16 protein-coding genes are annotated in these 24,367 nt (G+C 75.9%); 8 read left to right on the forward strand and 8 right to left on the reverse strand.

The annotated features are described in order from the left end of the window. Positions 1-30: 30 nt before the first annotated feature. Genes FJK98_RS20145 through FJK98_RS20160 form a run of 4 tightly spaced genes read right to left on the reverse strand, consistent with a single transcriptional unit; the run spans position 31 to position 12,498 of the window. A complete protein-coding gene (locus FJK98_RS20145; RefSeq protein WP_145920410.1) occupies positions 31-3,564 on the reverse strand; it encodes a non-ribosomal peptide synthetase in 3,534 nt (1,177 codons plus the stop codon). Next, positions 3,561-5,909: a lantibiotic dehydratase gene (locus FJK98_RS20150; protein ID WP_145920411.1), complete on the reverse strand. Its 2,349-nt coding sequence runs from the start codon at positions 5,907-5,909 to the stop codon at positions 3,561-3,563. Before FJK98_RS20150 ends, FJK98_RS20145 begins: the two co-directional genes overlap by 4 nt. Continuing rightward, entirely contained in the window at positions 5,906-8,998 is a 3,093-nt protein-coding gene (locus tag FJK98_RS20155; protein ID WP_145920412.1) for a thioesterase domain-containing protein, read from the reverse strand. Before FJK98_RS20155 ends, FJK98_RS20150 begins: the two co-directional genes overlap by 4 nt. Then, on the reverse strand, positions 8,995-12,498 hold the full coding sequence (locus tag FJK98_RS20160; protein ID WP_145920413.1) for an AMP-binding protein: 3,504 nt from the start codon (positions 12,496-12,498) through the stop codon (positions 8,995-8,997). Before FJK98_RS20160 ends, FJK98_RS20155 begins: the two co-directional genes overlap by 4 nt. 449 nt (positions 12,499-12,947) lie before the next feature. Here FJK98_RS20160 and FJK98_RS20165 point away from each other — a divergent pair, with 449 nt between their 5' ends. The 3 genes from FJK98_RS20165 (at position 12,948) to FJK98_RS20175 (ending at position 15,254) form a co-directional block, all read left to right on the forward strand. Beyond that, a complete protein-coding gene (locus FJK98_RS20165) occupies positions 12,948-13,652 on the forward strand; it encodes a CBS domain-containing protein (protein WP_145920414.1) in 705 nt (234 codons plus the stop codon). Positions 13,653-13,936: 284 nt separating this feature from the next. Further along, positions 13,937-14,551 carry a methyltransferase domain-containing protein gene (locus FJK98_RS20170; protein WP_145920415.1) on the forward strand — a complete coding sequence of 205 codons (615 nt, stop codon included), beginning with the start codon at positions 13,937-13,939 and terminating at the stop codon, positions 14,549-14,551. A 100-nt stretch (positions 14,552-14,651) separates the two neighbouring features. Next, on the forward strand, positions 14,652-15,254 hold the full coding sequence (locus FJK98_RS20175) for a bifunctional 2-polyprenyl-6-hydroxyphenol methylase/3-demethylubiquinol 3-O-methyltransferase UbiG (RefSeq protein ID WP_145920416.1): 603 nt from the start codon (positions 14,652-14,654) through the stop codon (positions 15,252-15,254). Between the two features lie 35 nt (positions 15,255-15,289). Here the strand turns inward: FJK98_RS20175 and eccB are convergent, their stop codons facing one another. Further along, entirely contained in the window at positions 15,290-16,672 is a 1,383-nt protein-coding gene (gene eccB / locus FJK98_RS20180; RefSeq protein WP_145920417.1) for a type VII secretion protein EccB, read from the reverse strand. Positions 16,673-16,856: 184 nt separating this feature from the next. On the opposite strand from eccB, the gene FJK98_RS20185 reads away from it, so the two are divergent. After that, the gene (locus FJK98_RS20185; RefSeq protein ID WP_145920418.1) at positions 16,857-17,585 is read left to right on the forward strand and encodes a spermidine synthase; all 729 of its coding nucleotides are present in this window, start codon (positions 16,857-16,859) and stop codon (positions 17,583-17,585) included. Between the two features lie 79 nt (positions 17,586-17,664). Next, entirely contained in the window at positions 17,665-17,844 is a 180-nt protein-coding gene (locus tag FJK98_RS20190) for a hypothetical protein (RefSeq protein ID WP_145920419.1), read from the forward strand. Positions 17,845-17,886: 42 nt separating this feature from the next. On the opposite strand, the gene FJK98_RS20195 is transcribed toward FJK98_RS20190, so the two are convergent. Next, on the reverse strand, positions 17,887-18,207 hold the full coding sequence (locus FJK98_RS20195) for a multidrug efflux SMR transporter (protein ID WP_145920420.1): 321 nt from the start codon (positions 18,205-18,207) through the stop codon (positions 17,887-17,889). 324 nt (positions 18,208-18,531) lie between these two features. On the opposite strand from FJK98_RS20195, the gene FJK98_RS20200 reads away from it, so the two are divergent. Beyond that, entirely contained in the window at positions 18,532-19,542 is a 1,011-nt protein-coding gene (locus FJK98_RS20200) for a hypothetical protein (RefSeq protein WP_145920421.1), read from the forward strand. A gap of 95 nt (positions 19,543-19,637) precedes the next feature. Next, the gene (locus tag FJK98_RS20205) at positions 19,638-20,642 is read left to right on the forward strand and encodes a nitroreductase (RefSeq protein ID WP_145920422.1); all 1,005 of its coding nucleotides are present in this window, start codon (positions 19,638-19,640) and stop codon (positions 20,640-20,642) included. Positions 20,643-20,690: 48 nt separating this feature from the next. Here the strand turns inward: FJK98_RS20205 and FJK98_RS20210 are convergent, their stop codons facing one another. Both FJK98_RS20210 and FJK98_RS20215 read right to left on the reverse strand, forming a co-directional pair. Next, the gene (locus FJK98_RS20210) at positions 20,691-21,836 is read right to left on the reverse strand and encodes an acyl-CoA desaturase (RefSeq protein ID WP_145920423.1); all 1,146 of its coding nucleotides are present in this window, start codon (positions 21,834-21,836) and stop codon (positions 20,691-20,693) included. 13 nt (positions 21,837-21,849) lie between these two features. Further along, on the reverse strand, positions 21,850-22,941 hold the full coding sequence (locus FJK98_RS20215) for a ferredoxin reductase (RefSeq protein ID WP_145920424.1): 1,092 nt from the start codon (positions 22,939-22,941) through the stop codon (positions 21,850-21,852). Between the two features lie 83 nt (positions 22,942-23,024). Between FJK98_RS20215 and FJK98_RS20220 the strand changes: the two genes are divergently transcribed. Next, positions 23,025-24,266 carry a CdaR family transcriptional regulator gene (locus FJK98_RS20220; RefSeq protein ID WP_145920425.1) on the forward strand — a complete coding sequence of 414 codons (1,242 nt, stop codon included), beginning with the start codon at positions 23,025-23,027 and terminating at the stop codon, positions 24,264-24,266. Positions 24,267-24,367 lie beyond the last annotated feature (101 nt).

Genomic DNA, 24,367 nt, shown 5'->3' on the forward strand with positions numbered 1-24,367 from the left:
CGCCCGCGGGCGGTGGGGAGGGAGGCGTCGTCACTGTTGGTGCGGTCGGCGGGGCGGTGGGGTACGACGGGTCCGGCCGCGCCGGGCGGCGGCGCGCAACGCGGCGCGGGCCAGCTCGGGTCGGTCGGCGGCCCCGTCGAGGCTGGCGGCGAGCGCCCGGACGGTGGGGTGCCGGAACAGGTCGAGCATGGTGATCGACCGGCCGGTCGCGGCGGTGAGCCGGGCGTGCACCGCCGCCAGGGCCAGCGAGTGCCCGCCGATGTCGAAGAAGTTGTCGGCGACCCCGACCCGGTCGCGTTCCAGCACCTGCCGCCAGATGCCGGCGATCAGCTCCTCGGTCTCGGTCAGCTCGTCCGGCCCGGTCGGCACCGGCGCGACCCGGACCGGTTCGGTGGCGGCCACGGTCATCGCGCCCAGCGCCGCCACCCGCACGGTCGGCCGGGGCAGCGCCGCGGCGACCGCGCCGGCCGGGGTGTCGGGGTCGGCGGCGAGCGCGCCGACCAGGTCGGCGAGGTCGGCCAGGAGCGCGTCGATCCGGTCGGCGTCGAACAGGTCCGGGTTGTAGACCACGTCCACCCCGCACCGGCCGTCGCGCTGCACCACGTAGACCGTGATGTCGAACGGGGAGCCGGGCTTGGGCACCGGCAGCGCCTCGGCGGTCAGCCCGGTCAGCGTCAGCCGGGGCGCGGTGAAGTTGAGCACGTTGAACAGCACCTGCACCAAGGGTGCCCGGGAGGTGTCCCGGCCGACGCCGAGGGTCTCGACGAGCTTCTCCAGCGGCGCGCCCGGGTGGGCGGTCGCCTCGTGCAGTTCGGCGGCGCACCTGTCGACCAGTTCGGCGAATCCCACCCCGGCCGGGCCGTCGGGGCCGGTGCACAGCCGCACCGGGACGGTGTCGATGAAGAAGCCGACCACGTCGTCGAAGGCGGCCAGCCGGCGGTCCGCGACGATCGCCCCGACCACGTGGTCGTCGCCGCCGGTGAGCCGGCGCAGCAGTTCGGCGAACCCGGCCAGCAGCACCGCCGCGACGGTGCTGCCGCCCCGCTCGGCCAGGTCCCGGACCGCCCGGTCGGCGGTGGCGGTCAGCGTCACCGCCGCCTCCGCGCCCGCGTACGTCTGCACCGCCGGGCGGGGACGGTCGCGGGGCAGGTCCAGCACGGTCGGCACACCCCGCAGGTGCTCCGCCCACCAGGTGAGGTCGGCGGGGCCCTGCCGGCGGTCCCGCGCGTCGCGCCACACCGCGTAGTCGGCGTACGAGGCGGCCAGGGCCGGCAGCACCGGCGGGTCACCGGCGACGGCGTGGGCGTACCCGGTGGCCAGGTCGGCGTAGAGGACGGCCTCGGACCAGCCGTCGAAGACCGCGTGGTGCATGGTCATCGCCAGCACGTGCTCGGCGGGGCCGAGCCGGTAGACGGTCACCTGCCAGGGCGGTCCGGTGGCCAGGTCGAAGGCGTGCGCGGCACCGGCGGCGAGCATCCCGGCCAGTTCGGCCTCGGCGTCGGCGCGGCCGGTCAGGTCGACCACCGGCACCGCCACGTCGGTCGGCTCCTCGCACACCGCGTAGGGCACCCCGGCGGTCTGCGGGATGCGCCAGCGCAGCACGTCGTGCCGGGTCGCCACGGCCCGCAGCGCCGCGCCGAGCGCCCCGGTGTCCAGCGGGCCGCGCAGCCGGTGCGCGACCGCGATGTTGTAGGGGGCGCTGGAGGGGGCGAGCTGGTCGACAAACCACAGCCGGCGCTGCGGCGGGGACAGCGTGGGTGGGTTGCCGGTGGTCAGCCCGTCGGCGTCGGCGGGCGCGGCGGCCCGCAGCCGGGCGGCCAGCGCGGCCGGGGTGCGCCCGGTCAGCACGTCCCGGGTGTCGACGTGCCGGCCCAGCTCGGCGCGGAGCGCGGCGACCAGCCGCATCGCGGCGATGGAGTTGCCACCGGCGGCGAGGAAGTCGGCGTCCGGGGCGGGTGCCGCGCCGAGCAGCCGGGTCCAGGCCCGCCGGACGGCCCGCTCGACCGGGTCGGCCGGCTCGTCGGTCGGCCCGGCAGCGGGGGCGGCGGTCAGGGCGGCGTCGGCCAGCGCCCGCAGCGCCGGCCGGTCCAGCTTGCCGGTGGTGGCGCTGACCGGCAGGTCGTCGCGGCGCAGCAGCCGCGCCGGCAGCATCGCGGCGGTCAACCGCCCCCCGGCGTACGCCCGGACGGCGTCGTCGTCGGGCGCGGTGGCCGGGGTGAGGAAGGCGACCAGTTCGGTCCCGGCCGGGCCGGGCACCGCCTCCACGGCCACCCGTCCGACGCCGGGCACGGCGGCCAGCACGGCCTCCACCTCGCCCAGTTCGATCCGCTGGCCCCGGATCTTGACCTGCCGGTCGGCCCGACCGAGGTAGACGATCCGCCCGTCGTCGCCCTGCCGGACGAGGTCGCCGGTGCGGTAGAGCCGCTCGCCGGGCAGCCCGGAGAACGGGTCGGGGACGAACCGGTCGGCGGTCAGGCCGGGCCGGTTGAGGTAACCGTCGGCCAACCCGGGGCCGCCGATCAGCAGCTCACCGGTCTGCCCCGGCGGCACCGCCCGCAACGCGTCGTCCACCACGTACGCCCGGTGGTTGGGCAGGGGCAGCCCGATCGGCACCGGGTCGGTGTCGGCGGCGGTCAGTGCGCCGCTGACCGCCAGCACGGTGGTCTCGGTGGGGCCGTAGCCGTTGAGCAGCCGTCGTCCCGGCGCCCAGCGGGCGGCCAGCTCGGCGGGGACGGCCTCGCCGCCGCAGAGCACCGTCCGCCAGCCGGGCACCCGGGCCGGGTCCAGCATGGACAGCACGGTCGGGGTGATGAAGCCCCAGTTGACGTCGTGGGCGGCGATGAACCGGGCCAGCCGGTCCGGGTCGGAGCGGTCGTCGCCGCCGAGCAGTTGCACGCTGCCGCCGAGCAGCAGCGGGACGAACAGGTCGATGCTGGCCGCGTCGAAGCCGAGCGAGGCGATGCCGAGGCTGCGGACCCCGGCGTCGGCGGCGCTGAGCGCGGCGCAGCCGGTGACGAACTCCACCACGTTGCGGTGGGTGGTCAGCACCCCCTTGGGCCGTCCGGTGGAGCCCGAGGTGAACAGCACGTACGCCGGGTCGCCGGCCCGCGCCGGGCAGGGTGCCAGCGGGGCCGGGCCGGTGGCGGTGACCACCTCGATCCCGGGGGTGTCGGCGAACTCGACCGCCGCCGCGTCGCCGACCACCAGCGTCACCCCGGCGTCGGCGGCGATCTCCCGCAGCCGCTGCCGGGGGCCGCCGGGCTCCAGCGGCACGTAGCAGCCGCCGGCGAGCAGCACGCCGAGGACGTCGACCACGAGGTCGGGGCGGCGGTGGGCGCAGATCCCCACCCGGGTCTGCCGGCCCACCCCCCGGGCCCGCAGGGCGGCGGCCAGGCCGGCCGCCCGGCCGACCAGCTCCCGGTAGGTGAGCCGGTCGTCCCACTGGCGCACCGCCACCGCGTCCGGGCAGCGGGCCGCCCGCTCGACGATCAGGTCGGCGAGGGTGCCGTCCGGCCAGGGCAGTGCCTCCCCGGCGACGGCGCTGACGGTCAGGATGTCGGTCACTGCACTCCCCGTACGGTGGCGGGGTCGGCTCCCCGGTGGCTGGCGGGTTCGACGCCCGGATAGGTGGCCGGGTCGGTGATCAGCAGGCGCAACTCGCTGACGTGCCCCCGGCCCGCCGCGTCGGGAACCCAGCTGTCGGCCGGGGTGGGCAGCAGCTCGGTGACGACCAGCGGGACGTCCGGGCCGGTCCGGACGGCGGTGTCGACCATGGCGCACAGCGACTGGGCGTACAGCGGGCCGGTCAGGTCGACGTAGCAGGGCTTGACCTCGGTGCCGACCTTGACGAACACCCGCTCGGGCAGGTCGGCGGCGGCCCGGAAGCGGCGCACCGCGAGGTAGCGGGCCGTCTCGTCGGGATGCCCGGCGAGGCCGCTGGCCCCCACCGTGGTCCGCCAGGTGCGCCGGGCCACCACCAGCCGGTCGATGACGATCCGGGGCATGTGCGGGGCCGGGTCGAGCAGCTTGAACGCGTCCAGCAGCAGCGCGCCGAGGACCTGGGCGAAGACCTCCACCAGCGGCCAGCGGGCACCGTCGGGAAAGACCGCGACCAGTTCGTCGCCGTCGTAGGAGACGGTGACGGCGGTGGCCGCCACCAGCCGGTCGACGTCGGCCCCCTGCGCGGTGTCGATGCCCAGCTCACGGTCGGTGGGGCCGGGCAGGCCGTAGGTGGTGCGGGTGGCCCGCCGGGGAAAGCTCTCCGGCCACAGCACCCGCAGCCGGGTCGGGCCGAGGTCGGTGTCGAGATCCGCCCGCAGCGCCGCCGGATCGGGGTGGAACATGCTGAGCACCGCGCTATCGAACGCCATCGCGGCCGGATGCAGCTCGCCGAGGACCAGCAGGAACTCCCCCCGCGCCAGCGCCTGCGGGGAGGCGGCGGCGATCTGCACGTCGGGGTTGTGCAGCCGGGCCGACGGCCAGCCGGGCCGGTCGGCGGGGAAGACCGCGTGCACCTGCCCGGCCAGGTCGGCGGCGGACAGCCGCAGCTCGACGCAGTCGGCCGGCAGGTCCCGTAGGCCGAACAGCCGCGCCCACCGCTCGGTGAGTTCGGCTCCCGCGGCGGCGACCGGCCCGTGCGGGGCGACCAGCGTGCCCTGGGCCAGCGACCAGATGTCGGCCAGCCGGACCGGCCCGTCGGCGGCCAGCTCGTCGTGCAGTTCGGCCAGCAGGGTGGTGACCCCGACGCCGATCTCGGCGGTCAGCCAGCGGGCGGCCTGCAACACCACCGCCAGCGGGGCGGCCAGCGCGTCGAGGACCGGCGCGCCGAGACGGAACTCCAGGTCCCGGGCGGAGTCCTCGTAGCAGACGGTGCGGCCGGCGTACATCTGGCCACGGTGGCGGGTGGCGGGCCGGCCGGTGACGGCGGTGAACTCGGTGTTGAGGCCGGCCAGCGCGGCGGCGAGCCGGTCCGGGTCACCGGCGGCGGCGGCGACCTCGTCCCGGGCCGCCCGCAGCCGGTCGAACCCGGCGGCGGCCCCGGCGCGGGCCTGGTCGTCGCCGATCGCGGCGATCCGGTCGGCGAGCACCCGTTCGGCGTCCGGGCTGACCGGCAGGTTGGCCCCCCAGGAGAGCTGTCCCCGCTCGACCCAGCGGTCCAGCAGCAGGTAGCCGTCGTCGACGCGGTGCACCAGCCCGTCGGCGTGCAGCCGCCGGACCAGCTCGACGGCGGGGGTCCGGCCGTCGCAGTCGGCCAGCAGCCGGGCCTCGGTGGCGGTCAACGCGATCGGCGGGTGCAGCGGCCGGCGCAGCCGGCGGTCCTCGACGGTCAGGTGCGGTTGCCGCATCGGGGCCCACCACCGGCGCACGGCGAGGTCGTCGGCGAGCCGGTCGGCGTACTCGGTCAGCGCCCACGCCTCGAAGAACACCTGCCGGCGGGTGACCAGGGCCGGGCCGGGCCGCAGCTCCGCGCCCGGGTGGGCGGGGTCGAACACGCCCCAGCAGACCGGGCCGAAGAAGCCGATCGTCTCGGCCTTGCCGCAATACCGCTGCCAGTAGCGCAGCAGCCGGGCCTCGCGCTTGCGGCGGGGGGAGTTACGCACCGCCGGATCGGTGCGCAGCAGCCCGTCCAGCGCCGCCAGCATGTCCGGGTTCTGCCAGGTGATCGCCTCCCGCAGCAGCGGGTCGGCGGCGATCTCCCCGGCGACGGCCGAGGACTCCAGGAAGGCCGCGCCGAGGATCTTGCCGAAGACCTCCGGCGGGACCTCCCCGGCGAGCACACCGTCGGCGGCGGCGGCCGCGCCGGGGGCGGCGAACCGGTCGAGCCCGGCGGCCGGGAAGCCGGCGCTGCGCAGCACCACGTCCCGCCACACCGACCAGCCGGTGCCGCCCAGAGGTATCAGGTGGCTCATCGGGTGGCCTCCCCGGCGGGGGCGTCGACGATCTGCAACCGCAGCTCGCTGAAGTAGCGCCGGCCGGCGGCGTCGGGCACCCACGCCTGGTCGGGGGTGGGCAGCATCTCGCTGACCACCAGAGAGACCGCGTCGCCGCCGTCGACCCGGGCGGCCCGGACCATGGCGCAGAGCATGTTGGCGAAGGCGGGGCTGCTCAGGTCGACGAAGCAGGGCTTGGTCTCGGTGCCGAGCTTGACGTAGACCTGCTCCGGCAGGCCCAGGTGCCGCCGCCAGGCCCGGACGGCGAGGTAGCGGTCGCGTTCCCCGCGCGCGTCGGCGAACCCGCACGCGCCGACGGTGGTCCGCCACGTCTCGCGGGCCACCACCAGGTTGTCCAGCACGATCCGGGGCGTGCGGGGCGCGGCGGCGACCAGCTTGAACCCGTCGACGGCGTGCGCGCTGAGCAGCTCGGCGAAGATCTCCACCAGCGGCCACCGCTGCCCGTCGCCGGCGGTCGCGACCAGGTCGCCCCGCTCGTCGGTGACGGTGAGGTCCACCGTGGGCAGCAGCCGGGCCGGGTCGCCGCCGGGGGCGGGCAGGAACGCCAGGTGCCGGTCCGTCGGCCCGGTCAACGCCTCGGCGGTACGACTGGTCCGGCGCGGCCAGTCGGTCGGGAAGAGCAGCCGGACCCGTCGTGCGCCGAGGTCCTCGGCGAGCGCGGCGCGCAGCCGCTCCACGTCCGGGTGCGCGGGGGTGAACACCGAGCAGTCGAACGACGACCAGCCGGCGTGCAGTTCGCCCAGCACGACGGTGTACTCCCCGCGTCGCAGGGCGCCCACGTCGGTGGCGCAGATCTGCAGGTCGGGGCTGTGCAGCAGGGCGTTGGACCAGGTGGGTCGGGTGGCGGGGAAGGTCGCGTCGATCCGGTCGGCGAGGTCGGCGACCCGCAGCCGGACCGGCCCGGCGTCGGCGGGTCGGGTGTCCAATCCGAACAGTCCGGCCCAGCGGGCCGCGAACTCGGCGGCCACCGCGTCGACCGGCCGCTCCCCCTCGCCCCAGAACAGGCCCTGGACGAGGAACCACAGGTCGGACAGGGCGACCGGACCGTCGCCGGCCTCGGCGCGCAGCTCCTCGTAGAGCGAGCGGAACACCGCGTCGTACGCCTGCGCCAGCGCCTGCACCAGCCAGCGCGCGGCGCGCAGCAGCACGTCGAGCGGGGCGGCGAGGTCGGCCAGCAGGGGTGCGCCGAAGACCGCGTCGAGGTCCCGGCTGGTGTCCTCGTAACAGATGGTCCGGCCGGCGTACATCTGGCCCTCCCGGCGGCGGGGGGCGGCCCCGGTCAGCGCGGTGAAGGTGTCGTCCAGCTCGTCGAGGGCGACCCGCAGCCGGTCGGGGTCGCCGGCGGCCGCGGCGACGGCGTCGCGGGCCGCCCGCAGCCGGTCCCAGCCGGCCTGTGCGGTCAGCCGGGCCGGTTCGTCGCCGATCGCGGCGATCCGGGCGGAGAGCACCGGCTCGGCGTCGGGGCTGACCGGCAGGGCGGCGTCCCAGGTGAGCAGTTCCCGGGCCACCAGCCGGTCCAGCAGGGCGTAGCCGTCCTCGGGCCGGCGCAACCCGACGGCCGGGTCGGCCACCAGGTCGTACGCCGGCCGGTGGCCGTCGACGGCGGCGAGCAGCGCGGCCTCCACCGGGGACAGCGGGACCGGCGGCCGGCCGGGCCGCCATACCTCCCGGCCCCGGACGCTGAGCTGGGCGCAGAGCCGGGGCGGCCACCAGCGGCGGACCGCCGGGTCGGTGCCGATCCGGTCGGCGTAGGCCGCCAGCGCCCACGACTCGAACCAGACCCACCGGCGGCGGGTCAGCGCCGCGCCGTGGTCGACCCGGGCCACCTCCGGCTGCTGCGGGTCGACGGTGACCCAGCAGCTGGGCCCGAAGAAGCCGACCGTCTCGTTCTTGCCGGCGTAGCGCTGCCAGTACTTGAGCAGCGCCCGCTCGCGGTCGCGGCGGCGCACGTTGCGGGCCGCGTCGCCGCCGCTGCGGGCCAGCCCGTCCAGGGCGACCAGCGCGCCCCGGTTCTGCCAGGTGACCGCCTCCCGCAGCAGAGGGTCGGCGGCCAGTTCGCTGCACCGGTGCGCGGCGGCGCGGACGGCCTCGGTGAACTCCTTGTCGAACCGGTCCGGTGGGGTGTCGCCGTCGAGCAGGTCGTCGGCGGCCGCGGCGACCTGCGGCGCGGCGAAGCGGGTCAGCCCGTCGGCGGGGAAGCCGGTGCCGCGCAGGATCGCGTCGCGCCACACCGACCAGCCGGTGTCGCCCAGCGGCACCCGGTGGCCGCCGACCCCGGCCGGAGCCGCGTCGGCGCGGGTGGCCGGGGCGGGGGTTTCGCTGGCGGCGGCCAGGTCGGCGCGGATCAGCCGCAGCAGCTCGGGCAGCCGGTCGTGCAGGAAGAAGTGGCCGCCGTCGAGTTCGTGCAGGGTGAAGCCGGCGGCGGTGTGCTCGGCCCAGGCGGCGCTCTGCTCCCGGCTGACCGCCCGGTCGTGCCGCCCGGCGAACGCCACCACCGGCACCGGCAGCGGCGCCTCGGGCAGGTACCGATAGCTGTCGACCCGGCCGAAGTCGGCGCGCAGCAACGGCAGCAGCAGTTCCACCAGCTCCGGGTGGTCCAGCAGGCCGTCGGGCAGGCCACCGCCGGCGGCGAGCCGGCGCAGCAGCTCGTCGTCGTCCACCCGGGACAGCCCGTCGAAGAAGCTGGCCGCGGTGACGTGCGGGGCGCGGGCACCGCCGACGTACAGCCGCACCGGCAACTCCCGGCCGGTGCGGCGCAGCTCCCGGATCACCTCGAAGCCGACCCGCCCGCCCATCGAGTGCCCGTAGACCGCGTACGGGCGGTCGGCCCGGTCGGCGATGGCGGTGGCCACCTCGGCGACGGTGAAGTCCGGGTCGTCGCCGATCCGGTTCTCCCGGCCGGGCAGCTGCACCGGCAGCACCTCCACGTCCGGGCCGGCCTCTGACTGCCAGCGGCGGAACGCGCTGGCGCCACCTCCGGCGTACGGCAGGCAGAACAACTGCACCGGTGCCTGGGGTCGGCTTCCGGGCGAGACGAACCAGTTCACCGTGCGCCTCTCTGCGGTGGGTCGATCCAGTGCCGCCGGCGCTGGAAGGGGTAGCCGGGCAGTCCGGTGCGCCGGACGGCGCCCTCCGGGTGCAGCGCGGCCCAGTCGACGTCGCGGCCGGCCACCCAGCCGGCGGCCAGGTCACGCAGCGCCCCCGGCGCACCGGCCACGGTGGCGTCGGTGGCGAGCAGTTCGTCCAGTCCGGCGACCGCCCCGGCCAGGTCGGCGGCGACCACGGCGGCCCGCCGGGCGAAGGACCGCCGGCCCAGCGCCAGGGTGGCGGCCACCTCGGGCAGGGCCGGCCCGACGCCGGCCAGGTGGTGCCGCAGCCGGGTCAACGCCGCCCGCAACGCCTGCGGGGTACGCGCCGACACCGGCAGCAGCCAGGCCCGTGGGGGCGACGGCTCGGCCGGTACGGCCGGTGGCGGCTGTTCCACGACCACGTGCGCGTTGGTGCCGCCGAGCCCGAACGCGCTGACCCCGGCCACCCGGCGCGGCGCGTCGGGCCAGTCCCGCGCCTTGGTCGGTACGTAGAACGGGCCGCCGGCCAGGTCGATCTCCGGGTGCGGGCGGGTGAAGTGCAGGTTCGGCGGGATCACCGCGTGCTGGACGGCGAGCACCGTCTTGATCAGCCCGGCGATGCCGGCCCCGGCGTCGAGGTGACCGATGTTGGTCTTCACCGCGCCGAGCGCGCAGGACTCGGCGGGGGCGGCTCCGCCGTACACCTCGTGCAGGGCGGCGACCTCGATGGCGTCGCCGAGGGGCGTGCCGCTGCCGTGGGCCTCGATGAAGCGGACCTCGCCGGGGGCGACCTCGGCGGCGGCCAGGGCGTTCGCGACGGCGGCGGCCTGCCCGGCGGGGCCGGGCACCGCGAAGCCGGCCCGGTCGGGGCCGTCGTTGGTGACCGCCCAGCCGGGCAGGACGGCGTAGATCCGGTCCCCGTCGGCCTGGGCGTCGGCGAGCCGGCGCAGCGCGACCACACCGACCCCGGAGCCGAAGCCGGAGCCCTCGGCGGCCTCGTCGAAGGCGCGGCAGCGGCCGTCCGGGGAGGCCAGCCCGCCGGGGGTGGCCCGGTAGCGGGGCCAGGTGACGTTGACCCCGCCGGCGAGGGCGATGTCGCACTGGTAGTCGGCGAGGCTCTGGGCGGCGACGCAGACCGCGACCAGGGAGCTGGAGCAGGCGCTCTGCACGGCCACCGCCGGCCCGGTCAACCCGAGCCGGTACGCCACCTGACCGGGCAGGTGGTCGGTGGCCTGCCGGCCGATCAGCCGGGCCTCCCAGTCGTCCGGGTCGACGTCGCCGACCACGGCCGGGTTGTCCATCAGGTGGAACAGGAAGTAGCGGTTGGCGGAGGTGGCGGAGTAGACGCCGACCAGGCCGGGGAAGCGGGTCGGGTCGTGCCCGGCGTCCTCCAGCGCCTCCCACGCGGTCTCCAGGAAGAGCCGGTGCTGGGGGTCGGTCCGGGCGGCCTCCTCGTCGCCCATGGCGAAGAACTCGGCGTCGAAGTCGGTGACCCCGTCGAGCCGGCCGGTGGCCCGCACGTGCCGGGGGTCGGCGCGCAGCCGCGGCCCGATGCCGAGGGCGGTCAGCTCGGCGTCGGAGTGGTCGTGCACCGAGTCGACGCCGGCGCAGACGTTCCACCAGAAGGTGGCGGCGTCGGGTGCGCCGGGGAACCGGCCGGCGAGTCCCACCACCACGATCTCGTCGCCGGTGTACTCGCGGGCGGCGACCGGCGGCGCGGTCGGGGTGGGCAGGGTCGGCGCGGGGAGCGGGGCGGTGCGCTCCGCCCGGGCCGGCGGCCCGTCGACGCCGGGGTCGAGCAGTCGGGCCTGGGCGGCGATCGTCGGGTGGGCGAACAGCCGCACCATGGGCAGCGTCGTGCCGAACCGGTCGGCGATGCGCTGCTGCACCTGGCCGAGCAGCAGGGACTGTCCTCCGGCGTCGAAGAAGCTCTCCTGCCGGCCGACGGCGGCGCGGCCGAGCACCGCGCACCAGATGTCGTGCACGGCCCGCTCGGTGTCGGTGGCCGGCTCCTGTCCGGCGGGGACCGTCCGGGGCGGGTCGGGCAGCGCCCGCTCGTCGATCTTGCCGGTGACGGTGAGCGGGAACGCGTCGAGGACCAGCACGGCGCGGGGCAGCGCGTAGTCGGGCAGCCGTCGGGCGAGGGCGGCGTGCAGCGCCGCCGGGTCGAGGTGGCCGCCGGCCGGCACGGCGTACGCGAGCAGCGCCCCGTCGCGGGCGATGGCGCGGACGGCGGCGATGCCGGGCTGCGCGGCGAGGACGGCCTCGACCTCGGTCAGCTCGACCCGGAATCCACGCACCTTGACCTGGCGGTCGAGCCGGCCGAGACAGACCAGGTCCCCGCCGGGCAGCAACGCGCCCAGGTCGCCGGTGGCGTAGGTGGGCGTCCCGTCGGGGTCGACGCCGAACCGGTCGCTGTGCCGGCCGAGGTAGCCGGGGGCGAGGTGCGGGCTGTGCACCACGATCTCGCCGGAGTCGGCCAGCCGCAGCGTGTAGCCGGGCAGCGCCGTGCCGATCGGCAGCGGGCCGGCGCCGGCCGGGTCGGCGTCGGCCAGCGGCAGCGCGTACCGGGCGGCGAACGTCATCTCGGTGGCGCCGTAGCCGTTGACCAGCAGGCATCCCGGGGCGAACCGGTCGCGGCCCCGGGCGGCGTCGGCGTAGGTGGCCTGCTCGCCGCCGAGCAGCACCACCCGGATGTTGTCCAGCCGCCGCTCGCCGAGGGTGTCGAGCAGGAACCGGTAGACGGTCGGGGTGGAGTGGTAGACGGTGACCCGGTGCCGGGCGAGCTGCCCGACGGCGTACGCCAGGCCGTGCCGCCGCAGGTCGACGGGGACGACGGCGGCCCCGGTGAGCAGCGCCGGGTAGAGGTCGGGGATGGCCGCGTCGAAGCTGAACGAGGCGAGCAGGCTGAGCCGGTCGGCCGGGCCGATCCCCAGGGTGCGGATCTGGTTGTCGACGACGTGCCGCAGGTTGCGGTGGGTCTGCGCGACGGCCTTGGGGGTGCCGGTGGAGCCGGAGGTGAACAGCACGTACGCCGGGCTGTCGGGGTCGACCGGGAGGGGGTGCAGCCCGGCGGTGGCGGTCGGGTCGAGGACCAGCACGGCGGTGCCGGGTCGGGTGGCGCACAGGGCGTCGGCGAGGTCGCGGTGGTCGGGGGCGCAGGCGATGACGCGCACGGCGGCGGCGGCGAGCATGTGCCGGAGCCGGTCGACCGGGAACCCGGGGTCCAGCGGCACGTACACGCCACCGGCGGCGAGGGTGCCGAGGACGGCGGCGATGGTGCCGGCGCCGTGCCCGGTGAGCAGGGCGACCCGGTCGCCGGGGCGGACGCCGGCCGCGGTGAGCGCGACGGCGTGCCCGCCGACGGTGGCGGCCAGGGCGGCGTAGCTGACCTCGTGGGTCTCGCCGAGGATCGCCGGGTGGTCGGTACGGGTGGCCGAGACCTCGGCGAACTGTTGGATGATCGTCGATTGCGCCATGTCAGCGGATCGGCTCGGCTCCACTGTGGGCAGCCGCGCAGGAACAGCCAATTGTGATCATGATCCCCCCCAGGACTTCACAATGGAAGCAGAATAGGACGACATCCGGCCGAGGAAAGATCATCGATCGGAGTCGGACCGAAGGGCCCACCGACCCCTGAAGATCGGACGGCGAAAATCGGCCGATCATCCCCCTAGCGCGAAAAGGAGTTTCAGCCTAAGTGTCTACCGACAAGTAATTTTGCGGTGAAAGGGCCTGCAAACCGGCTATTTTCCACCATGGACGGCACCTTAACGCCAGGTCAGGTGGGTTGCCGCAACCGTGGGCCCCCGCCATCCTAGGGACGCCCGACCACCCGGGACCTCCGGCCCACCCCGATCCGGTCCTGCGCCCCTGCCCCGGGCCCCGCCCGCCACCTAGCGTCGGAGGCGGGACCGAGGAGGACGCCATGCGGACGTGGCAGGTGCAGGACGTGATGACGGTCGACGTGCTCACGGTGGACGAGGACACCGGGTACCGGACGGTGGTGGACCTGCTCACCGCCCGGCACGTCACGGCGGTGCCGGTGGTCGACGGCACCCGGCGGGTGCTCGGCGTGGTCTCCCAGGCCGACCTGCTGCACAAGGTGGAACGGCTCGGGCAGCCGCACGAGCGGCGGATCTTCCCCGGTCGCCGTACCCGCACCGGGTGGGCCAAGGCCGCCGCGACCCTGGCCGGGGACCTGATGACCGCACCGGCGGTCACCGTCTCCCCCGGCGTGACCCTCGCGCAGGCCGCCCGGATCATGGACCGGCGGGGCGTCAAGCGGCTGCCCGTCGTCGACGACCTGGGCCGCCTCGTCGGCATCGTCACCCGGGGCGACCTGCTCCGGGTCCACCTCCGGCCGGACGCCGACATCCGTCGCGACGTCGTCACCGACGTGCTGCACCGGGTGCTCGGGGTGCCCGACGGCACGGTCGAGGTGACCGTGCACGGCGGTGTGGTCACCCTCACCGGCCAACTGGACCGGTGGTCCACCGTGCACCTGGCGCTGCGCCTCAGCGCGCAGGTCAGCGGCGTGGTCGAGGTGGTCGACGCGCTCGGCTACGCCGTCGACGACGCCCCGCTGGCCGCGCTGCGGGCCGGCGGCGTCACCCCGGCCGGCATCGCCTGACCCGGGGCCGGAGTCACCCCGGCCGGCGGCACCTGACCCGGGAGGCGACGCCGACGCCACCGGCCCGACGGGCCACCGCGACCCCGGCCGGCACCCAGGGTCGAACCCCGCACCACCCTGTGTCACCAGCCCCGACCCGCCCGCCGTGGGGGCTGACGATGGCCGCCCGGGTCCGTAGCATCTGTCGGGTGTCCGCGTCGGCGCGGGCACCCGACGGCCGGCGGCGTGCCCTCCCGCACGCGTGCCGGGTGGCGACGTTTCCGCGACGGGCAGAGAGGCCGGCGATGAGTCGAGCAGAGCAGGACACCGCGGCGGGCACCGAGGGCGAGGACTACACCCAGCGGTTGCAACGCCTCGGTGGCGCGCGCTGGAAGCAGGTGCTCGACGTGCAGGCGCCGTACCGGTGGAACCTCCAGCGGCTCGACCTGGGCCGGACCCTCGACGTCGGCTGCGGCCTCGGCCGCAACCTGGCCAACCTGGGTGAGGGCGCGGTCGGGGTGGACCACAACCCCACCTCGGTGGCGCACGCGCGGGCCGCCGGGCTGGAGGCGTACACGATCGAGGAGTTCCACCAGTCCCCGCACGCCCGACCCGGCGCCTTCGACGCGCTGCTCGCCGCCCACCTGCTGGAGCACCTGCCCGCCGAGGCGGCCCTGGAGGTCATCTCCAGCTACCTGCCGTTCCTGCGCTCCGGCGGCACGGCGGTCTTCATCACCCCGCAGGAGCGGGGTTACGCCAGCGACGCCACCCACGTCCGGTTCGTCGGGTTCGACGAGGCCGCGCAGGCCGCCCGGGATCTCGGCATGACGGTGGTCAAGCAGTACTCCTTCCCGTTCCCCCGGTCGATGGGCAAGGTCTTCACCTACAACGAGTTCGTCACGGTGGCCCAACTGCCCTGAGCCCCGCCGCGACCGGCCCGGTCCCGCTCCGGGTTCCCGGGCACGGTGGGCGGTGCCGTGGACGCCGCGGCACGCCGGGCCGGCCGGATACCGTGGCGGCATGACCAACCCGACCCGGTGGGCGACCGAGACCGGCCCCGAACACTCCCAGTGGTACATCGACCGGTTCCGGCGGCTCGCCGCCGAAGGGGCCGACCTGGCCGGTGAGGCCCGCCTGGTCGACGCGGTCGTGGCCCCCGGCTCCCGCATCCTCGACGCCGGCTGCGGCACCGGACGCGTCGGTGCCGCGCTCGCCGCGCGGGGGCACCGGGTGGTCGGGGTCGACGCCGATCCCGTCCTGGTCGAGGCGGCCCGCACCGACCACCCCGGGCCGCGCTGGCTGGTCGCCGACCTCGCCACGCTGGACCTCGCCGCCGACGGCGAGGCGGAGCCGTTCGACGCCGCCGTGGTGGCCGGCAACGTGATGGCCTTCGTCGCCGCCGGCACCGAACCCGCCGTGCTGACCCGGATCGCCACCCACCTGCGCCCGGACGGGGTGGTGCTTGTCGGTTTCGGCCTCGACCGGGGCTACCGGCTCGACCACTTCGACAGCGACCTGGCCGCCGCCGGCCTCCGCCTCGAACAGCGCTTCGCCACCTGGGACCTGCGCCCCTGGCGGGACGATGCGGACTTCGCCGTCAGCCTGCTGCGCCGCCCCAACTGACTTACCTCCCCGGGGAGCGCGCCGGACGCCGCCGGTCAGGACGGGGCGGCGACCGCCCGGGCGGCGGCCGGATCGAGGGTGCTGCCGGCGGGAACGAGGCTGACCAGGCCGGCGGGGAGCCGGACCGGGGTGACCCCCCGGTAGCCGAGCATGCCGAGCACCCCCTCGTCGGCGAGCACGTAGCGGCGGCCCAGGTCGGTGACCACCGACACGGCCCCACCGTCCGCGCCCGGCGCGGCCACCGACTCGACGACCGCACCGCGTCCCGGCTCGACCAGCACCTGATCGGCGCGCACCCCGCCCGGCGCGTCGGTGCTGCGGGCGGCGGTGAGGTCCGGCACGGTCGGGTCGACCCGTACCTCGCCGACCGTGCCGTCGTCGCCGATCCGGGCGCAGAGCGCGCCGCCGTCGACGCCGGCCAGGCGGGGCGGGGCCGGTGGTGGCGCGGTCGGCCCGGTCGGCACCAGATCGGGCAGCTTGGGCGACGCGGCGAACCGGCCCAGGCTGATCGGGGCCGGCTCGTCCTGGCCGGTACGGGCCATCAGCAGGGCCGCCTGGAGTTCGGTGATACCGGCCAGGCCGTCGCGCCCGGCGACCGCGTACTGCCGACCACCGCCGGAGTTGCGGACCAGGAAGACGTCCCCGACCGTGGCGTCGGTGACCCCGGACGAGGGCTCACCGAGCCCGGCCAGCGACGGCGGGGCCAGGTCGACGCCCGCCGGCAGGGCGTTGAGCAGTGCCGGGGCGGCGGGAACCGCGCGTTCCCGGGTGGTCGCCAGCGCGGCGAGCACCCGGGGGGTGTCACGCAGCAGGTGCCGACGCTGGTGCCAGATCAGGTGCAGCCCGCCGTCGGGGTGCCGGACCAGCACCGCCTCCTCGGCGAGCCGCCGCCCGCCGGTCGCCTCCCGGCCGATCAGCAACGCCGAACGGGGTACGGCGCCCGCCGCGTCGGCCGGCGCCCGCGAACAGACCGTCCACGGCGCGGTGGACAGTCGCCCGGCGGCCGGCAGCGAGTCCGGGGCGTCGGCGATGCCCAGCGGCAGCCCGCGCGGCACCCCCTCGATGGACCGGCGGGACACCAGCACCGTACGGGACCGGTCCGCGCCGACGATCAGCAGCGCGGAGGCGTAGTTGAGCACCGGGTGCAGCCGGTCGTCGCGGTAGACGAACCGGGCCCCGGACTCCTTCTCGACGATCACCGCGCCGGTGTCGCGCCACGTCGACCCGCCCCCGACGAACAGGCCGTAGAGGGCGCAGCCGCCCAGCCCGATCGCCGCCACCAGGACGCTGGCCAGCCCGGCGCCGGCCAGCCGGCGAAACGGCGACCGCGCCGGGTCGGTCTCCCGCATGACCAGGGCGGCGACGGCCCGCTGCACGGTGAACTGGTAGGAGTGGAGCTGGTCCTGCCGCGACGGCATGGCGTCCCTTCCGCGAGTCCTCGGCGGACAGGATATGCGCTGCGTCGATGTCCCGTGGACCCTGCGTGGTGGCCCGGCGGCGGCCGGCGCCGTCCGCCCGGCCCGCGCCGCCGCGCGCCGATGCCGCAGGCGAACCGGTCGTCCCGGTAGCATCCCGGCACGACGACGGTGGAGGGACGGCCCGGTGGGCGTGCGATTCGAGGAACTGGCCTGGCGGGAGACCCCGATCGGCGCCATCAGCCTGCGCCGGCGGCGGGAACCCGCGCTCGACGTCGACGTCTACGAGGTGAAGCTCGACGACGAGTACCTGATGTCCAGCCTCTTCCCGGTCGCCGAGATCGAACTGGCCCGGCTGGGGCTGGCCCCGTTGGGCGACGGGCCGCTCGACGTGGTGGTCGGTGGTCTCGGCCTCGGCTACACCGCCCGTACCGCGCTGGAGGACGCCCGGGTACGCACGGTGCTGGTGGTGGAGACGATCGAGGACGTCATCGACTGGCACCGCCGGCAGTTGCTCCCCTTCGCCGCCGGTCTCGCCCCGGACCCACGGACCCGGTTCGTGCGGGCGGACTTCTTCGCCGCGGTCGCCGACGGCAGCGGTTTCGACCCGGAGCAGCCGGGCCGCCGGTTCCACGCGGTGCTGCTCGACGTCGACCACTCCCCGCGCAACGTACTGCACCCCAGCCACGCCGCCTTCTACACCCCCGAGGGGCTGCGCCGGCTGGCCGACCTGCTGCTGCCCGACGGGGTGTTCGCGCTCTGGTCGGACGATCCGCCGGACGACGCGTTCGGCCGGGTCCTGGCCGAGGTGTTCACCACCTGGCAGGCGCACGTCGTCCCGTTCGCCAACCCGCTGACCGGCGGTGAGTCCGCCAACACCGTCTACGTCGCCCGCCGACGGCCCGACCCGCACTGACCCCGCTCCCCGTGGCGTGGGGGCATACGGCGGCCCGGAACGGGAAGGCTGCCCGGTCAGTGAGTCACGGGAGGTGGACATGCGGGCCATGCTCTGGGTCGTCGGTGTCGTCGGCGGCGCACTCATCCTGCTCGGGCTGCTGCTGGAGGCGGTCCGTTGGCTGGCCATCATCGGCCTCGTCGCGCTGCTGGTGGTGATCGTGCTGGCGTTCGTGCGGGGGCGGCAGGTCATGCACCGGCATTCCGCGGGCCGCCGCTAACGGCCGCGCCGCAGCCGGCCGCCCCGCACCGGGGCGGCCGGCTCAGTGCGCCCCACCGAGGTTGAGCACGACCACTCCCCCGATGATCAGACCCACCCCGACCACCTTCGTCAGGCTCAGCGGCTCACCGAGGAAGGCCGCGCCGACGGCGACGATCGCGGCGGTGCCGAGCCCGGACCACATCGCGTACGCCACCCCGACCGGGATGTCCCGGACCGCCAGCGCGAGCATGCCGAAGGCCGTCAGGTAGGCCACGGCCAGCCCGACCGTGGGCCAGAGCCGGGTGAACCCCTGCGTCGCCTTGAGCAGGCTGGTGCCGGCCACCTCGGCACCGATCGCGATCAGCAGGAACAGGTAGGCCATCGTATTCCCTCCGCCGGGTCCCCCCATGATCCCGCACGGGCGGGCCACCCGACGCCGTCGCGCCCACGGACCGCCCGGCGCGCTGCTCCGGCCACCGGCGTGAGGCCGTCGGGTGTGCGGGCCGCCGTGGCGCGGGCCGTCGGGAGCGGTCGCGTTCCGGACAGCGCGTAACCCGGTGCCCGGCTCGACCGTCATACAGGCGTCACCGTCGCCCGGTCCGCCGGGCCGGCCGCACCGCACGACCTGCCCGCGCCCGCCCACCGGCGGGCCGGACGCGGCGGGCCGGGGCGCGGTCCCCCACCACCACGTCCGATGGGAGCCACCATGATCCGTCACCGCCTGCTCGCCGGGGCCGTCGTCGGCCTGCTGACCGCCGTGCTGGGCCTGCCCGGCACCGCCCCCGCCGGACCACGCCGGGACGGCCTGCGCCTGTGCGCGCTGCATCCGCTGCCCCTGCCCGCCGGGGTGGCCCACGGCCGGGCCACGGCCGTCGATCCGACCGGGCGGTACGTCGCCGGCATCGGCACCCGGATCACCGACGGGGTGTGGGAGCCGGCGCTGCTGCTCTGGCAGGGTGCCCGGGTCACCGTCGTGGACACCGCGCTGGCCGAGGACGTGGTGGGCGTCAACAGCGCCGGCGTGGTGATCGGCAACGCCTACGTCACCGCGGTGCAGCGGCCGTGGCGCTACCAGAACGGCGGGCTGACCGACCTGCCCGTCCCGGGGAGCGTCTCGGGCGCCTGGGCCGCCGGGATCAACGGACGCGGGGACGTCGTGGGGTACGGCGCGGTGGAGGCGACCGAGAGCATGATCGCGTTGCGCTGGCCGGTGGACCGACCGGGCACGGTCGAGACGATCGACACCCCGCCCGACGGGGTCGCCGTCACGGTGCTGGACGACGGCACCGTGGTCGGCTCCGCCCGGGTGTCGGCGGGCTCGTCGTCCTACGCCGGCTGGGTGCGCCGCCCCGACGGGCAGTTCGTCCGGCTCACCGTGCCCGGCAGGTCGAACGCCTGGGTGTTCGCGGCCCGGGGCGGGTGGGCGGCCGGCACCACCGGCGACGACCCCGACGGACAGCGGCAGCCGGTGCGGTGGGAGTTGGGCACCGGGAAGGCCACCGTCGTCGACCCGGCGGTGGAGCCGGTGCAGGACGTCACCGCCGGTGGGGCGCTGCTCGGCCCGCGGGCGGTGTGGCACGCCGACGGGGTGACGCCGCTGCCGGGGGCGGTCGCCGGGTTCCCCGGTGTGCAGGCGCGGGCGGTCACCGACACCGGCACGGCGGTCGGTTGGACCACCACCGACCGGTTCACCCCGGTGCGCTGGACCGGCTGCTGACGGGCCACCGGCCCGCCCGGTCGGGTCCTGTGGCCCTGTCCGCGACCCGCCGGGGCGGCGCAGGGTGGGGGCAGAGCGACCAGGAGGTGTCTGCGATGACCTCGCCGTCCACCCGGCCGGGCCCGGTGCCGACCGTACGCGAACTGACCGCCGCCGCCGAGCTGTCCCGGTACGCGCCGTCGGTGTTCAACACCCAACCGTGGCGCTGGCGGGTCACCCGGGGGCTGTTGGTGTTGCACGCCGACCCGACGCGGCAACTGGCCAGCACCGACCCGGACGGGCGGTTGCTCGCCCTGAGCTGCGGCGCGGTGCTGCACCACGCCCGGGTGGCGCTGGCCGCCGCGGGGTGGCGGGTCGAGGTCGACCGGCTGCCCGACCCGGCCGACCCGGGGTTGCTGGCCCGGCTGCGGGCCACCGGGCCGGGTGGGCTGGACCTGGCCGCCGCCCGGTTGACCGAGGCGATCCCCCGGCGGCGCACCGACCGGCGGGCTTTCGGCGACCGGCCGGTGCCCGACGAGGTGCTGACCGGGTTGCGGGCGGCGGTCGAGGCCGAGGGCGCGCACCTGCACGTGGTCCGGGCCGACCAGATGCCGATGCTGGCCGTGTCGACGGGCCGGGCGGCCGACGCCGAGCTGGCCGACCCCGGCTACCGGGCGGAGCTGCACCGGTGGACCCACCGGCCGGCCGGCAGCGGTGACGGGGTGCCGGCGGCCACGGCGGTGCGCCCGGGGCCGCGTCGGGTGCCGCTGCGTGACTACGCGCCGGGCGGTGCCGCCGGGTTGGCCGCCGGCGTCGACTTCGACCGGGGTGCGGCGTACGTGATCCTGTTCGGTGACCGGGACGACCCGGCGGGGTGGCTGCGCGGGGGCGAGGCGCTGTCGGCGCTGCTGCTCACCGCGACCGCGGCGGGGCTGTCCACCGCCCCGATCAGCGACACCATCGAGCTGGCCTGGCCGCGCCGGATGATGCGGGAGCTGCTCGCCGACGTGGGCGAGCCGTACCTGGTGGTCCGGGTGGGGTGGGGGCCACCGGCGGCGGAGCTGCCGGCGGCGCCGCGCCGCCCGGCGGCCGAGGTGATCCACGTCGACGGGGACGGCTGACCGTCCGACGCCGGCCGGGCGCTGTGCCGGGCCGGCGTCGGACGGTGCTCAGACGCCGGAGGTGGCGAGCACCCGGGCCGGGGGTTCGTCGATGGCCGGCGGGGCGGTCTCCCGGTTGGGCAGGGAGAGCCGGATGACCTTCCACCAGGCGGAGGCGACCTGCTTGGGCAGTGGGCCCGTGGTGTAGGTCAGCCCGTACCTGTCGAACAGCGCCCGTACCTGCGGGGCGATCTCCTGGTAGCGCTTGCTGGGCAGGTCGGGGAAGAGGTGGTGCTCGATCTGGAAGGACAGGTTGCCGGTCATGATGTGCAGCAGCCGGCTGCCGCTGATGTTGGCCGAGCCGAGCATCTGCCGCAGGTACCACTCGCCCCGGGTCTCGCCCTCGATCGAGGTCTTGGAGAACGTCTCCACCCCGTTGGGGAAGTGGCCGCACATGATCACCGAGTGGCTCCACAGGTTGCGGATCAGGTTCGCGGTGAAGGTCGCGGCCAGGGTGGTGAGGAAGGACGGGCCGGACAGCAGCGGGTGGATGACGTAGTCCTTGAGCACCTGGCGGCGGATCTTGCGGCCGACCGCGCGCAGCCGGGCCCGGAACTCGGGGGTCTTGTGCCGGCCCTTGCGCAGGTTGCGGCCCAGCTCCAGGTCGTACGCGGCGATGCCGTACTCGAAGAAGCAGGCGTTGACGAAGTTCCACAGCGGCTGGCCGAGGTGCATCGGGTACCACTTCTGGTCCTCGTCGACGCGCATGATGCCGTACCCGAGGTCGTTGTCCTTGCCCAGCACGTTGGTGTACGTGTGGTGCAGCTGGTTGTGCGAGTGCTTCCACTGGTCGGCCGGGGAGACGTGGTCCCACTCCCAGGTGGTGGAGTGGATCTTCGGGTCGCGCATGAAGTCGTACTGGCCGTGCAGGATGTTGTGGCCGATCTCCATGTTCTCCAGGATCTTGGCCACCGCCAGACCGGCGGTGCCGACCACCCAGGCCGGCGGGAAGAGTGAGAAGAGCAGCACCGCGCGGCTGCTCATCTCCAGGGTCCGCTGGGTCCTGATCACCTTGCGGATGTAGGCCGCGTCGCTCGCGCCGCGCTCGGCGAGCACCCGGTCCCGGATGGCGTCGAGTTCCCTGCCGAGCGTCTCGATGTCCTCGGCGCTCAGGTGGGCGATCGGGTTGACGGGCTTGTGCTGGATGACGGTCACGTCCGGCCTCCGGTCAGAGATCGATGTCGCAGGTACCGGCCGCCGCCGACACGCAGGTCTGGATGAGCACGCCGTCACCGGGGACGGCGGTGGTGAGTTCCCCGGTGCGCAGGTCCCGCACCGCGCCCTGGCGCAGCGGCAGGACGCAGCCGTAGCAGATGCCCATCCGGCAGCCGGACGGCATCAGCGCGCCGGCGGCCTCACCGGCGTCGAGGATCGGGGTGCCGCCGTCGGCGGCGAGGGTGAGGCCGGTGCGGGTGAAGGTGACGGTGCCGCCCTCGCCGGGCGCGATGACCGTCGGCCGGAACCGTTCGGTGTGCAGCCGGTCGGCGACGCCGGCCGCCGTCCAGTGCTCCTGCACCGCGTCGAGCATGCCGACCGGGCCGCAGGCCCAGGTCTGCCGGTCGAGGTGGTCGGGGACCAGGCCGGCCAGCTCGTCGACGCCGAGCAGGCCGTCCCGGTCGGTGTGCCGTTCGACCAGCCGGATGCCGCCCTGCGCGGCCAGCGCACGCAGCTGCGGGCCGAACACGACGTCGTCGGGGGTCGGCGCGGAGTGCAGCACGACCACGTCGGCGCGGGTGTGCACGCCGGCGCGGAGCATGCCCATCACGGGGGTGATGCCGCTGCCGGCGGTGAGGAACAGCACCCGGGCGGGGACCGGGTCGGGCAGGACGAAGTCCCCGAGCGCCTGGTCGAGCTGGACGACCGTGCCCACCCGGGTCCGGTGGACCAGGTGGTTGCTGACCCGGCCGTCGGGGATGGCCTTGACGGTGACGCTGATCAGGCGGTCGGGGCGGTCGGGGGCGGAGGTCAGCGAGTAGGCCCGCCACTGGCGTACCCCGTCGACGTCGACGCCGAGGCGGACGTACTGGCCGGGGGTGTGGCCGCGCCAGTCGCGGCCGGGCCGGATGGTGAGGGTCGCCGCGTCGGGGGTCTCGGGCTCGACGGCGACGATCCGCCCGCGCAGGGCGGCCCCGGCGCGCAGCGGCGCGACCAGGTCGAGGTAGTCCTCCGGCAGCAGCGGGGTGGTGACCGTCTCGGCCAGCCGCAGGAGCCGGTCCCGGACGGTGGTCTTCGCCTCAGGGTGCGGGACGGTGGTGGTCATGAACCCAGGGTCCTCGCACTTTCGCATAACATCTTGACCGGGGAAGGTGAATCGGACGCGGTAACTTGTTCGAAGGGAACAACATGTCGGAATCGGGGGCGACCAGCCACCTGGGCGGCCGGCTGGAACTCGACGCGCAGGTGGCCGCGCGGTTACGCGGTCGGCTGCCGATGGTCGCCGCGCACACCGTCACCACCATCACCGCCGAGGTCCCCGCCTACTCCGGCACCCTCACCGGCCAGATGCGCGAGAAGATCGAGAACGCGGTACGCATCGCGTTGGGCACGTTCCTCCAGCTCATCGAGCGGGCCGGTGGGGCGGCCGACCCGAGCACCCCGCTGAACCGGGCGCTGGAGGCCGCGTACGCGCTGGGCGCCGGGGAGGCGCGGGCGGGGCGGAGCATGGACGCGCTGCTGGCCGCCTACCGGGTGGGGGCGCGGGTGGCCTGGCGGGAGGTCTCCACCACCACCGTGCGCAGCGGGTTGTCCGCCGAGACGGTCGCCGAGTTCGCCGAGCTGATGTTCGCCTACATCGACGAACTCTCCGCCGCGAGCGTCGCCGGCCACTCCGACGAGCTGGCCAACGTCGGCCGGGCCCGGCGGCGCGACCTGGACCGGCTCACCCAGCAACTGCTGGCCGGGGAGCCGGAGGAGGTGCTGCGGCGCGGCGCCGAACGGGCCGAGTGGCCCCCGCCGCAGACCCTGACCGTGGTGGTGCTGCCCCGCAGCAGCCTGCGCGGGGTACTCGCCGTGCTCCCCCCGCACACCCTGGAGAGCGGCGAGGAGCTGCCCGGGGCGCAGTGGGCCGAGGAGGGGGCGCTGCTGCTCGTCCCGGACATGCACGGCGGGCGGCGGCGGCAGCTCGCCACGGCGCTGCACGGGCACCACGCGGTGCTCGGCCCGGCCCGGCCCTGGGTCGCGGTGGCCCGGTCGTACCGGCGGGTGTTGACGGCGCTCGCCGTCGGCGTGCCGGCGCCCGCCGACGGCGCCGCGCTGGACACCGAACAGCACCTGGCCCGGCTGGTGCTGCACACCGACCCGGAGGCGCTGGCCGACCTGCGCGCTCAGGTGCTCGCGCCGCTGGCCACGCTCCCGGCGGCGACCGCCACGCGGCTGGCCGAGACGATGCGTTCCTGGCTGCTGCACCAGGGACGCCGCGACGACGTCGCCGCCGACCTGTTCGTGCACCCGCAGACGGTCCGGTACCGGATGGGCCGGCTGCGGGAGCTGTACGGCGACCGGCTCAACGAACCCGGCACGGTGCTCGACCTGACCGTGGCGCTGGCGTTCCCGCCCGCCGGGCAGACCGACCCCGCCGACTCCTGAGCCGGCGCGCAAATCCCACCGGACTCGGTCGTGGCGGTGGTCCGAGGTGGACGGTCGGTGGGACTGTGTCGACAGGACGACAGGAGAGCGTCCGGCGGCTG

It is taken from the genome of Micromonospora sp. HM134, assembly GCF_007833915.1.
Lineage (GTDB): Bacteria > Actinomycetota > Actinomycetes > Mycobacteriales > Micromonosporaceae > Micromonospora > Micromonospora wenchangensis.